Source organism: Faecalicatena faecalis (genome assembly GCF_012524165.2).
GTDB lineage: Bacteria > Bacillota > Clostridia > Lachnospirales > Lachnospiraceae > Faecalicatena_A > Faecalicatena_A faecalis.
Genome location: NZ_JABACJ020000009.1, coordinates 122,214 through 134,255 on the forward strand (window position 1 = coordinate 122,214; position 12,042 = coordinate 134,255).

Genomic DNA, 12,042 nt, shown 5'->3' on the forward strand with positions numbered 1-12,042 from the left:
AGGAGGTGTTCATATGAAACACGAATGGAGAAAGCTGGAGAAAGAGTTATACGGTGTAAAAACAAAGCCTGTCATGGTCGATGTTCCTTTACAGAAATTTATCATGATCAGTGGGAAAGGAAATCCAAATGATACCGAATTTTCGGATAAGGTAGGAGCATTATATGCATTGGCTTATGCAATTAAAATGGGGTATAAGTCAGCGTCTAAATCAAATGAGATCACTGACTTTACGGTCTACCCATTGGAGGGAATCTGGAAGCAGATAGAGGGTTTGGAACTCGATAAAGACAAATTAGAATATACGATCATGATTCGTCAGCCAGATTTCATAACGAAAGAAATGGTCGATCATGCATTAGAAAAGGTGAAGATAAAAAAGCCCAATCCACTATATGCACAAATCAGCTTTGATACGATGAATGATGGAAAAAGCGTTCAGATATTACATGTTGGTGCATTTGATGATGAACCTGCTTCGTTTGAGAAGATGAATGAATTTTTAAAGGCACATCAATTAGAGAGAATCGAAAGTCATCATAGAGAAATCTATTTAAATAACGCGAACCGAACAGAAAAAAGTAAACTGAAAACCATTCTGCGTTATAAGATAAAGTGATACGTGAGGGTAAATGTGATGTTATTCATTCAAATACAATACTTACACGTCCGAAAGTCCTGTGAACCTGCAGGGCTTTCTTTATTTGCAATTACAAAAATTAGGACAAGGCAAGGTTTTGGCAAGGTTCATGCTATATAATATTTTTGGGGTCAGAAGGTATTTTGCCCCTTAGTACCGTATAATAAAGAAATACCTATTTCAAGAAATGTCTGCTATACTAAAAACGACAAAAAGCAGACAAAAGCAGCAGACAATATAACAGGAGGCGAAATTTATGGACAAGGTCTTGATTATAGATGACGACAGGGAGCTGTGCGCCCTGATGAAGAAGTGTATAGAGCAGGAAAACTTAACCGCCCTGACAGCTCATGGAGGCATAGAGGGGCTTCGGCTGGCTGATGAAAATAAGGACAATCTCTGCCTGATTATCCTGGATATTATGATGCCGGATCTGGACGGGTTCCAGGTACTTAGAAAGGTCCGGGAGATCAGTAATGTTCCGGTGCTGATGCTCACCGCGAAAAGTGATGAGGAAGATAAGGTTTCCGGGCTGCGGCTCGGAGCAGATGATTATCTGACCAAGCCTTTCAGTATCAACGAATTGATGGCCCGTGTCCATTCCCTGATCCGGCGCTATACCACCCTGAACCCGACTCTGGAAACGGATACGGAGCGTCTTATTTTGAAGGGGATGGTCATCGATAAGGCAAACCGCATTGTCACCGTGAATGATCAGGCGGTGGAACTCACAGGCAGGGAATTTGACCTTCTTTCTTTTCTGGCGTCTAATAAAGGAAGGGTATTTACGAAAAAGCAGATTTATAACCAGGTCTGGGAGGAAGATTACGCTTTTGATGACAGTAATATTATGTCCTTTATCAGTAAACTGCGGAAAAAAGTAGAGCCGGACCCGGAGCATCCGTACTATATACTGACGGTACGGGGTGTGGGGTACCGATTTAATAAGGAGGCATAAAAATGGATATCAACGGATACCTGATGTTTGGATGCATTTTCTTTTTCTTTGTGATTCTGTATCTTATTATCAAGCTGTGCCGTGTCCGAGAACAATTATCTCTGATTCGGGAAGCGCTGGAAGATATCAAGGCAGGAAACCTGAACCGTCGTGTACTGACCAGGGAAAGTGATATGACAAAACAGATCTGTTATGGCATCAATGAGATTGCGGTTGGCAGCCAATCACTTTTGATCCAGCAGAGACAGTCCGAGCAGGCATACAAGAGATTAATGACAAGCTTATCCCACGATGTGAAGACACCGCTGGCCTCATTGGTCGGCTATCTGGAGGCAGTAGAGGGAAAGCTGGTCACAGGGGAGGAAGCGGAGGAATACATCCATGTGGCATCAGAAAAGGCTTATCGCTTAAAGGAATTTGTGACCTCTTTATTCGAGTGGGTAAAGCTGGATGCGGGAGAGCAGGTGTACCACTTTGAGGTTTATGATTTGAATGAATTATCCCGTAATATCATGGCTGAGTGGATACCAGTATTAGAAAGTGCCGGTCTGGATTATGAGATTGACATTCCTGAGACTGAGGATACGGTCCGGGTTGACCCAAATGCATATACCCGTATCCTGAACAATCTGTTTCAGAACATTCTGGTCCACAGCGAGGCAGATCACGTAACGCTGCACATTGCTGGAGAGGAACAGCAGATCGGAATTACGGTAACGGATAATGGGAAAGGGATTTCAAAGGAAAATCTTCCACATATTTTCGATCGTCTTTACCAGTGTGACCATTCACGTTCCATGCAGGGCAACGGCCTCGGCCTGTCGATTGCAAAGGAACTTGTCAATGCCCATGGGGGAACAATTACGGCGTCCAGCACCCCTGGTGCAGGAACTACGTTTACCATTCTGCTTCCAAAAGTCCTGTGAAAGCAAGATAAAAACAAGATTTCAGCAAGGTTCTGGCAAGGTTCGTCTCTTATAATGGGAACATGAAAGAAAAAGAATCATACAGATGATCGAGAAAGTGAGGAAAAATATGAGTGATTTTCTGATTGAAACCAGACAACTAACTAAGAACTATGGAGACCAGACCGTGGTAGATTCTGTGAATCTTCATGTGAAAAAGGGACGGATCTATGGCCTGCTCGGCCGCAATGGAGCCGGAAAGACCACGATTATGAAAATGATCCTGGGACTGACTCCGATTACCTCAGGGGAGGTGAAGGTATTCGGCCGTAACATCAAAGGCAGGGAGAAAAAGGTTTATCCACGGATCGGAGCAATCATTGAAACGCCGGGATTCTATCCGAATCTGACCGGATCGGAGAACCTTGAGATTTTTGCAAAGCTGCGGGGCACGGCGGCTCCAAATGCCGTAAAGCGGGCAATGGATGTTGTTGGTCTGCCCTATAAAGATAAAAAGCTGTTCGGGAAATATTCCATGGGCATGAAGCAGCGGCTGGGAATTGCGAATGCCATCCTTCACGATCCGGAGCTGCTGATCCTCGACGAGCCGACCAACGGCCTTGACCCCATCGGTATTGCCGAGGTCCGTAATTTTATTCTGGACTTAAGTAAGCAGGAGGGCAAGACGATCCTGATCTCCAGCCATATCCTTTCAGAAATCGCACTGCTGGCGGATGATATCGGCATCATCGACCATGGTGTTCTTCTGGAGGAGAGCAGTATGCGCGAACTGGAAAAGAAAAACAGCAGATATATCCTTCTTCAGGTTTCAGATATACCGAAGGCGTCTCTCATTCTAGAACGCCAGTTTCATACCCAGGATTATTCGGTTTCGGATAACCATACTCTTCGGATCTATGATACCTCTTTGAATATGGCGGCAGTCAATAAGGCATTAATGATGGAGGACGTGGCAGTCATCAGCTCCCAGCTGTGTAATGACACGCTGGAGGACTATTTCAAAAAAATCACGGGAGGTGAGGGCATTGCTTAGACTGATCCAGACTGAATTTTTAAAACTGCGCCGCAGAAAGCTGATTTGGATCATGCTGTTGGCGGCCCTGATGATGCCGTTTTTAGCGCTTCTATACTTCAAATATTTAGGAAAAACAGATGTGGACCCGATGGAGTTTTACCGGTGGGCGGCGTTTGGCTTTACAGTTTTTATTATCCTGCCTGTTGTTCTGGGAATCCTGTGCACCATGCTGATGTACGAGGAAACCCGGTATGATACGGCCAAACAGCTCTGGATCGTGCCTGTCAGCCAGATGGGATATTTTTTCAGCAAGTTTTTTGTGGTTCTGATTTACGCAGTCACCTTCATGTTGATCACTGCGGCAGCCACTGTGTTATGCGGAGTGCCCACTGGGATTATTGGATTTAATTGGAGCAGTATCCTGTTTCTGCTGGAAAGATGCATGGAGCTTGGGGGAATCATTTCATTTGCAATGCTGCCGATCCTGGCGGTGGCTGCCTGTACAAAGGGATATATCCTTCCGGCCTGCCTTACGATCGTGTACGCTTTTGCTGGTTTTATATTAACTCCAGTAAATATGTATCTGCACCCATTATCCAGTATGCTGCCGATTCTTTTGCGCAACAAAGAGATGCAGGGGCTTACCCTCACACAGGATTTTAGGATTCTGCCGGCAGTTCTCTGTTTTTGTGTCTGGGATCTGGCAGCAGTTGCATTTGTTAACGTTGTATTGAGCAGAAGAAAGTGAGGATTAGAGGATGCAGAAATTACTTTGGGCGGAGCACCAGAAGATCCGCCGTTCGAAGATCGTCTGGATCACTGTGTTTGCAGTGGTCCTGCTGGCAGTCATGATTTTTGCCGGGGGACTGGATGTGTATCATGGACCAGTCGTCGGGGATGGGCTTAAATATGTGAGGGACAATTTGCGCTATATTGATAATGCGGGCTGGTACATGGATGAAGTCCAGCCGTGGTCCGTCATGTTTGTCTTTCCTGCCGTAACGGCCCTTTTTGGCAGTTATATGATCTGCCGCGAGGAGGATGAGGACACGATCAAATCGCTGCGCCTGATTCCCATCAACGAGGTAAAGCTGACGGTCGCAAAAATGATCGTCACGTTTGAACTTAGCGTGATGCTCTATCTGCTGCTTTTCATGATTACATTTTTGACCGAGGCGGTTCTGCATTTTTCGGATTTATCAGTGAAACTGGTGCTGGTCACTTTGAAAGAATATGTGCTGGAAGGCATCGGCATCTTTTTTGCAGTATCACCGGTCATCGCTTTGGCTTCACGCATGAAAAAGTACTGGCTCGCATTGGTGCTGGCAGAAATCTATTCCATTGCGGGGCTGTTTGTGAGCATGACAAGTACCCTAAAATATTTTTATCCGATTAATGTGGTATTTAACTTTTCCGGGTATTATAAAGAATCGGCAGTCGGAATCTGGGGGAGCATGGGAATTTTACTCCTGTGCGGTGCCTTGTCTGTCCTGATTTTAAAGCTGCCGGGGAAGACTACAGATTCGCGAAATACGGATTTGCAACAGAATACGGGTTTGCTACATTGACGTTCATGCTCCGGTTTGTTATGCTATAAACATATTTTACACGAATATCAGAAGGCTGTCTTTTGAAGTTGAGAATGAGATGGATCAGGCAGGCGGCCTTCTGCTATATCAGGAACCGGGGGGATAATTTGAAGCTGATTATCAATGTGTTTGGAAATCTGTTATGGGTACTGTCGATCTTCTGGGCTTACCAGAAGATATCAGGCATGAAGGTCAGTCAAAAGAAGATGGGCGGTGTAGTCCTTCTTTATTTTCTGACACTGCTGATTGAAAAATTAATACATGTAGATAAACTCGTGCTATACTTATCACAGGTCACAGGGATACATCCGATGTTGTTTCTGGGCCTGGAGATCTTTGTCGTATGCTGGATCATTACCCTCCTTCTATTTGACAGGAATATCAAACGTTCTATGTTCCTGACGGCGGCTGTCTGCACAGGTGTTCAGACGATTTTTCTGGCCCTTAACGGGGTGGTCACGCTTGTGGCAGATGGGGACAGGCAGCTGTATTATTTCCTGAATTTTCCGATGACAGCGCTGCTGCTTGCGGCGGTTTATCTGATTGTGGAAAAGCTGAATCTGGCAAGACTGTTCCGGGAATTTGAGTACCGGAATACTTCATTTCCTGTGACACTGGGAATTACGCTGTTCATCCTGCTTGGATATGATATGCTCTCTTACCTTATGACGGCTGCCTCCAGATCAATATGGACGCAGATGCTGCCCTGTCTGTTTATCATCATTATTTTTACGCTGTCCATGGTATATCTCTTGAATATTGTTTCCTTAAAGGATAAGAAAAAGTACAGCGACATGATGCTTCGGCAGCAGGAGCTTTATATTCAGGATCTGGAAAAAATCCAGCAGAATATGCGTGTATTCAAGCACGATTATAAAAATATGATGTCAAGCATTTACCTGCAGAGCAGGGAAGGGAATACCGAAGAGATAGAAAAAACGATTTCCCGGATGATTGATGATTTTGATGAGGAAATCGGCAAAAAGATGAACCTGACGAATCAGTTAGCCAATATCCAGATGAATGAGGTGAAAAGCCTTATCTACCAGAAAATCACAATAATGAATCAGCTTCATATCACGCTGCATCTGGAGGTGCTGTATCCTGTCTGTGATGTGAAAATGAATGTTATGGACCTGTGCAGGGTTCTGGGGATTCTTCTGGATAATGCGATCGAGGAAGTAAAGGACCAGCAGGGGGATATCAATGTCGTCCTGTCAAGCCAGGAAGAGGGGCTGCATATTATCGTGGATAATCAGTTATATCACGAAGTGAATATGACGGATATTTTTAAGGAAGGCTGCTCCACAAAAGGCGGTCAGCGCGGAATGGGGCTCTTTTCTCTTGGGAAGATCATTGAGAAATACCCGAATGTGACCAATGCAGTGCAGATCAAGAATCACCGTTTTATCCAGGAGATTGCGATTCTAAAGGAGTGAACATTCTAAAGGAGTGAACATAGATGCTGGAAATTTTGATATGTGATGACGAACAGTCCATACTGGATTATATCAGGACGGAAATTGAAAAACAGATACTGATACACGAATATGATATGAAGGTCAAAGGCAGCTATACCAGCCCGGAAGATCTGCTGCATGATTTAGCAGGACGGAAGGGCAGACAGAATATCTACTTTCTGGATGTGGAACTGAAGGATTCTGATTACGATGGTTTCCTTTTGGGGAGAGAGATACGCAGGCTGGACCCGAACGGGACCATTGTCTATGTGACAAGCTTTCGGGATCTGGCATATAAGACCTTCCAGTATCATATAGAAGCGTTTGATTATATTGTAAAGGATTCTCCTGAACAGTTAAGCAGCTCGATCGGCGGCTGTCTAAAATCCATAGTCCAGCGCTTAAAAGAGGAGGCAAAGGAGGCTTCTGTCTGCTATACATGCAGAAGCGGGGAGAAGCTGTACCATATTCCGATCGAGGATATCTACTATTTTGAGACCTCCTCACGTTCCCACTGTGTGATCCTGCATGGCAGGAACCAGAGAATCGAGTTTTCGGGGAATCTGTCAGATATCGAACAGGAGATCGGGGAAGGTTTCCTGAAAATCCACCGTTCCTATCTGATTGCGCTGGATAAGATAGAATCTATTGACCTGAAACATAATGAAGTTAAAGTCGGCGGAAGCATTTGTGCAATTTCAAGGAGAATGAAATCTCATCTGCTGGAGAAAATTGGTCAATAGGATTGTTTAGGAAAATAGTGCCTGAACTGTGTGCTGTCAGTAAGAAGCAGAATACACTCCCGGGGGAGTCAATCCTCTGGGAGCTTTTTGGTTTATAGATGTAAGATGGCTTACAGATATAGAAAACGCCAGGGCAGAAAAGATGATAAAATATAAAAAATGTACAGGTGAGACTATCTTTTTGTACGGTTCAATTGTTATACATAGCAGAAGGGATAAACGTTTAGAACTTTTACACTGTACAAATACCTGCTAGACTGTAGGAATGAACTTTCAAATATGCTCACGCTGGAAAGGAGGATCTTGTGGAGAATGATTTTCTTTTAATCAGAAAAATGAAACAGGGCGATGAGAACGCTTTCGATCTATTTGTCCGTAAATATTATGGAGATATTTTGAAATACTGCGCGTATCACTGTTCTGACAAGAAGTATGCGGAAGATCTGGCACAAGAGACTTTCCTTCACTTTTTTGCAAAACTGTCTGACTACCGTTATACAGGGAAAACGAAAAATTATCTATATACCATCGCAGGGAATCTCTGCCGGAATTATTATAAAAAGGCAAAGGAGATTCCGGCGGAGGAGGAACTGTCCGGGATGGAAGAGCTGACCGCGCAGGGCGTGGAAGGGGAGGTTACAGATAAGGTGATGCTGGAATGGGCCTTGAATCAGCTTTCCAGCGAATTTTATGATGTGATCACACTTTTCTATTTCCAGGAGATGAAATTAAAAGAGATCGCAGATACGTTACAGATCGGGCTGCCGCTGGTCAAATACCGGCTGCGGATGGCGAAACTTCAATTACAGGAATTAATCGGGAAGGAGGAGACAGGATATGAATCTTGACGAACAGTTAAAGCTCTATCAAAAGGAGCGAAGAATAGAACCCAGGGAGGAATGCATCCAAAGAACAATCGAGGCGTCCAGGGAGTGCTTCTTTCGGTCCGAGGCAGAAAAGATGCTGCCCTACCATTCTTTTTTGTATATCCAGCTGAGACTGATCCAGAAAAGATGGTGGGTCTTCCAGGCGCTGATCCTGGCTGCCCTGTGGGCGGTCCTGCCGCTTACGGACGATTCCCTGTATGCTTCCCGGAGTATGTCAGTTGCGGCGGTCTTGTTTATCATCCTGATCGTACCTGAATTGTGGAAGAACCGGACCAATCAGTGTATGGAGATCGAGGCGGCAGCATATTATTCACTGCGGCAGGTCTATGCGGCCAGAATGCTTTTATTTGGACTGGCAGACATCCTGATGATTACCGTATTCTGCGGTGCAGCCTCTGTCTCTTTGCGCATTTCCTTATTAGAATTGCTGGTGCAGTTCCTTTTTCCAATGGTTGTGACGGCCTGCATCTGTTTTGGAATTTTATGCGGCAGACATCTCTTCAACGAAGCGGCTGCGATTGGGATGTGTATCATCTGGAGCGCCTTGTGGTGGTTTATTTTACTGGATGAGCAGTTATACACAGCCGCGTTAATTCCGGTCTGGGGCGTGCTGTCAGGAATGGCGGTTCTGTGTCTGGGAGTTCTTATTTATCAGTCAGTACGGCGGTGTAATCAGATATGGGAGGTAAATTTTGATGGAATTGAACATGAATCATCTTACGAAAAAATTCGGTGATTTTACAGCCGTTGATCATCTGGACCTTACCATGACCCAGGGGGTCTATGGATTACTGGGGGTGAACGGAGCCGGGAAGACGACTCTGATGCGCATGCTCTGTACGCTGCTTGAACCCACAGAAGGAACGATCACCTGCAATGGTAAGGACATTTTAAAAATGGGCGGTGACTACAGGAAACTGCTGGGATATCTGCCCCAGGATTTTGGATTCTACCCGGAATTCACGGTGCAGGATTATCTGCTTTATATTGCGGCATTAAAGGGAATCCGTCCGGCAGTCGCGAGAAGAAGAGTGAAAGAACTAATCTCAAGGGTAGGGCTTGCAAACGCGGCGAAGAAAAAGATGAAGAAGCTGTCAGGAGGAATGAAAAGAAGGGCGGGAATCGCACAGGCAATGCTAAATAATCCGAAGATCCTGATTCTGGATGAACCGACAGCCGGGCTAGACCCCAATGAGAGAATCCGTTTCCGCAACCTGATCAGCGAGCTCTCAGAGGACCGTCTTGTGCTGCTTTCCACGCATATTGTATCTGATGTAGAATATATTGCGAATGAAATATGCCTGATGAAGGACGGAAGGTTCGTGCATCAGGGAACTTCAGAGCAGTTAATCTCATCGATGACGGACGGCGTCTGGAAATGTACTGCCTCAAAGGAGCAGGCGGCATTTCTGATGAAAAAATACAAAGTTTCCAACATGAAAACAGGTGCCCACGGCATAGAACTGCGGATGATTTCAAGAGAAAGACCGCTGCCTGATGCTGTGCGTGAAGAAGCGACACTTGAAGATTTATTCCTGTACTATTTTGGAGAAAAGGCAGGTGAAGACCATGCTGCGATTTGAACTGAAAAAGGTACTCTCTAAGCCGATGAACAAGGCGGCCCTGCTCCTTCTTGCGGCAGTGCTTATCATTGGCAGTATTCTGACCATCCGGGATGTGACTTATGTAGAGGAAAATGGGAACCACATATCCGGTCCGGCTGCCGCCCGCCATTTGAAAGAGGACAAGAATAAATGGAAAGGGGAACTTACAGAAGAGGTATTCAAAGAGGTAATCCGGGAAAATGCAGGTATCAATGCCATAGGGCAGGAGGATCGTACTTTGGATTCAGAGAAGAATGACTCAGAGAAAAGTGGCTCAGAAGAGAATGACTCAGACAGGATACAGGAAAGCAACCGGATCGATGCCAGAACACAGGGATTTTCAGATATCAGGCAGTTGTTGAATCTGGCGTTTTGTGAAATGCACAATTACGACTATTACAGGGCGGACAGCCTGTCACAGGAGGATGCAGCATCCTTTTATGAACGGAGAATCTCCGGTCTTAAGGACTGGTTTGAAAGCGAGGAAGTTAAGGGGTCTTTCTCCGAACAGGAAAAGCAGTATCTGATTGGCAAATACGAGGAAATGAAAACCCCGCTTTATTATGAATATGCAGATGGATGGAAAGCACTCCTGGATTCGCAGTATCTTCCGACACTCATGATGATCGTGGTACTGATCATCGGATTTCTCGTATCCGGTATCTTTTCGGATGAGTTTTTATTAAAGGCCGATTCCATTTTCTTTTCTGCCAGACATGGCAGGGATAGAGCTGTAGTTTCTAAAATGGGGGCAGGCTTTGTGCTGATTACGCTTCTTTACTGGGGCGTTGTGCTGCTCTATTCTCTGATTGTGCTGGGAGCACTGGGATTCGGTGGCGGAGAATGTGCGGTACAGACAGGGTTAAGCAACTGGAACAGCATTTATAACATCAGTTATTTCCAGGATTTCCTGCTGACAGTACTGGGCGGCTATGTGGGATGTCTGTTTATCATGACGATCTCCATGCTGGTATCGGCAAAGACGCATTCCACGATATTTGCAATCACAGTTCCCTTTATTCTGACCTGCCTGCCTCCTTTTTTAGGACGAATTGAAATGCTCACCAGAATCATGACGCTGTTTCCGGACCAAATGCTTACTATCAATAAAAATCTGGAGGATTTTGCGCTGTATTCGATTGGTGGGAAAATATTTGGAGCGGTGTCTGTCATGATACCGATGTATGTGATATTGTTTGGGATACTGTTCCCGGTGATATACTGGGTATATCGAAGAGCGCAGGTTAAATAGGTTTAAAAAGGACTCTTCTTTTTCTATGCATAATTTGTTAGACTATAAAGAAAAATGTAATGTATGCTCATAGGGCATCCGGTAATTCATGCACTAAGAGTATCTTTTTCTGACAGGCAATAAGGAGGCATAGATGGGACTTTTCGAGAAAAAAACGGCACTACAGACAGAATGGGAGAAACTCATGAAGCAGGAGCAGCGTTTTCTGTTAAAGCGGATGGAGAAAAAGGATACACTACTGAACAGGAAACTTGCCGGGAAGGTGCCGCCCAAATTACAAAGTACACTGGATATGGGATTTGCGAAGGCATTCGAACTGATCTTTGAGAAGGGCACGGGTATCATAGAAAAGACTTTTAAAAAGGAAAAAATGGAGCAGGATTATCAGGTGCGGCAGTATACGGCTGACGTCAGGCAGGATAAGAAAGCACTGAGATCATTTTCAAAAAAAGCACAGGGGACCGGAGCGAAAAACTTAATTCTATCCGGGATTTCTGGAATTGGAATGGGGATATTGGGAATCGGACTTCCTGATATTCCTGTTTTCACTGGTATGATCTTGAAAGATATATACGAGATAGCGATCCATTATGGTTATGGATATGAAACAAAGGAAGAAAAGTACTTCATTTTGCTGCTCATTCAGGGTGCAGTATCTTATGGAGAGAAATTGGAACGCATAGATAGTGAAATCAACGAATTCATTGAACAGGAAAAGATACCGGAAAATTATGAGGAAAGGGTTCAAATCCAGAGGGCAGCAGGTATGCTGTCAAAAGAACTGCTTTATATAAAATTTCTGCAGGGCATTCCAATCGCGGGAGTGGTAGGAGGCGCATATGATGCTGTTTATATGCAGCGGATTACAGAGTATGCGGGGTTGAAATACAGGCGGCGGTATCTGGTAGAGAAGAAAAATATATTCAGAAATAAGCAGGTGTAGATCAGGCTCCCTTTCTAAAATCAGC

The 12,042-nt window shown here is 44.8% G+C and carries 13 protein-coding genes; all 13 read left to right on the top strand.

Going from position 1 to position 12,042, the window contains the following annotated elements; translation table 11 throughout:
* Positions 1–13 precede the first annotated feature (13 nt).
* The 13 genes from HGO97_RS11305 (at position 14) to HGO97_RS11365 (ending at position 12,017) form a co-directional block, all read left to right on the top strand.
* Positions 14–619: a GyrI-like domain-containing protein gene (locus HGO97_RS11305; RefSeq protein ID WP_216241700.1), complete on the top strand. Its 606-nt coding sequence runs from the start codon at positions 14–16 to the stop codon at positions 617–619.
* Positions 620–896: 277 nt separating this feature from the next.
* The gene (locus HGO97_RS11310) at positions 897–1,598 is read left to right on the top strand and encodes a response regulator transcription factor (protein ID WP_216241702.1); all 702 of its coding nucleotides are present in this window, start codon (positions 897–899) and stop codon (positions 1,596–1,598) included.
* 2 nt (positions 1,599–1,600) lie between these two features.
* Positions 1,601–2,524, top strand: coding sequence for a sensor histidine kinase (locus HGO97_RS11315; protein ID WP_216241703.1), 924 nt, complete (start codon positions 1,601–1,603; stop codon positions 2,522–2,524).
* 109 nt (positions 2,525–2,633) lie between these two features.
* Positions 2,634–3,557, top strand: coding sequence for an ABC transporter ATP-binding protein (locus HGO97_RS11320; RefSeq protein ID WP_216241769.1), 924 nt, complete (start codon positions 2,634–2,636; stop codon positions 3,555–3,557).
* On the top strand, positions 3,541–4,287 hold the full coding sequence (locus HGO97_RS11325) for an ABC transporter permease (protein ID WP_330654243.1): 747 nt from the start codon (positions 3,541–3,543) through the stop codon (positions 4,285–4,287). The genes HGO97_RS11320 and HGO97_RS11325 overlap by 17 nt, the downstream gene beginning before the upstream one ends.
* Positions 4,288–4,297: 10 nt before the next feature.
* Positions 4,298–5,107 (top strand): ABC transporter permease, encoded by an 810-nt coding sequence (locus tag HGO97_RS11330; protein WP_216241707.1) that lies wholly within the window; start codon positions 4,298–4,300, stop codon positions 5,105–5,107.
* A gap of 62 nt (positions 5,108–5,169) precedes the next feature.
* Positions 5,170–6,567 (top strand): sensor histidine kinase, encoded by a 1,398-nt coding sequence (locus HGO97_RS11335; protein ID WP_216241709.1) that lies wholly within the window; start codon positions 5,170–5,172, stop codon positions 6,565–6,567.
* Between the two features lie 23 nt (positions 6,568–6,590).
* Positions 6,591–7,331: a LytR/AlgR family response regulator transcription factor gene (locus tag HGO97_RS11340; protein WP_216241710.1), complete on the top strand. Its 741-nt coding sequence runs from the start codon at positions 6,591–6,593 to the stop codon at positions 7,329–7,331.
* Between the two features lie 305 nt (positions 7,332–7,636).
* Positions 7,637–8,179 carry an RNA polymerase sigma factor gene (locus HGO97_RS11345; protein ID WP_216241712.1) on the top strand — a complete coding sequence of 181 codons (543 nt, stop codon included), beginning with the start codon at positions 7,637–7,639 and terminating at the stop codon, positions 8,177–8,179.
* The gene (locus HGO97_RS11350; protein WP_216241714.1) at positions 8,169–8,954 is read left to right on the top strand and encodes a hypothetical protein; all 786 of its coding nucleotides are present in this window, start codon (positions 8,169–8,171) and stop codon (positions 8,952–8,954) included. Before HGO97_RS11345 ends, HGO97_RS11350 begins: the two co-directional genes overlap by 11 nt.
* Positions 8,914–9,801, top strand: a complete 888-nt coding sequence (locus HGO97_RS11355) for an ABC transporter ATP-binding protein (RefSeq protein ID WP_216241770.1) — start codon at positions 8,914–8,916, stop codon at positions 9,799–9,801. The genes HGO97_RS11350 and HGO97_RS11355 overlap by 41 nt, the downstream gene beginning before the upstream one ends.
* Positions 9,764–11,074 carry an ABC transporter permease gene (locus HGO97_RS11360; protein WP_246597409.1) on the top strand — a complete coding sequence of 437 codons (1,311 nt, stop codon included), beginning with the start codon at positions 9,764–9,766 and terminating at the stop codon, positions 11,072–11,074. Before HGO97_RS11355 ends, HGO97_RS11360 begins: the two co-directional genes overlap by 38 nt.
* Positions 11,075–11,207: 133 nt before the next feature.
* Positions 11,208–12,017, top strand: coding sequence for an EcsC family protein (locus HGO97_RS11365; RefSeq protein WP_216241716.1), 810 nt, complete (start codon positions 11,208–11,210; stop codon positions 12,015–12,017).
* The last annotated feature ends 25 nt before the right edge of the window (positions 12,018–12,042 follow it).

Excerpts from the sequence above, each read along its gene's own strand:
- HGO97_RS11330 (WP_216241707.1), top strand. The coding sequence starts at position 4,298 with ATGCAGAAATTACTTTGGGCGGAGCACCAGAAGATCCGCCGTTCGAAG.
- HGO97_RS11340 (WP_216241710.1), top strand. The coding sequence starts at position 6,591 with ATGCTGGAAATTTTGATATGTGATGACGAACAGTCCATACTGGATTAT.
- HGO97_RS11305 (WP_216241700.1), top strand. The coding sequence starts at position 14 with ATGAAACACGAATGGAGAAAGCTGGAGAAAGAGTTATACGGTGTAAAA.
- HGO97_RS11365 (WP_216241716.1), top strand. The coding sequence starts at position 11,208 with ATGGGACTTTTCGAGAAAAAAACGGCACTACAGACAGAATGGGAGAAA.
- HGO97_RS11350 (WP_216241714.1), top strand. The coding sequence starts at position 8,169 with ATGAATCTTGACGAACAGTTAAAGCTCTATCAAAAGGAGCGAAGAATA.
- HGO97_RS11310 (WP_216241702.1), top strand. The coding sequence starts at position 897 with ATGGACAAGGTCTTGATTATAGATGACGACAGGGAGCTGTGCGCCCTG.
- HGO97_RS11320 (WP_216241769.1), top strand. The coding sequence starts at position 2,634 with ATGAGTGATTTTCTGATTGAAACCAGACAACTAACTAAGAACTATGGA.
- HGO97_RS11315 (WP_216241703.1), top strand. The coding sequence starts at position 1,601 with ATGGATATCAACGGATACCTGATGTTTGGATGCATTTTCTTTTTCTTT.
- HGO97_RS11355 (WP_216241770.1), top strand. The coding sequence starts at position 8,914 with ATGGAATTGAACATGAATCATCTTACGAAAAAATTCGGTGATTTTACA.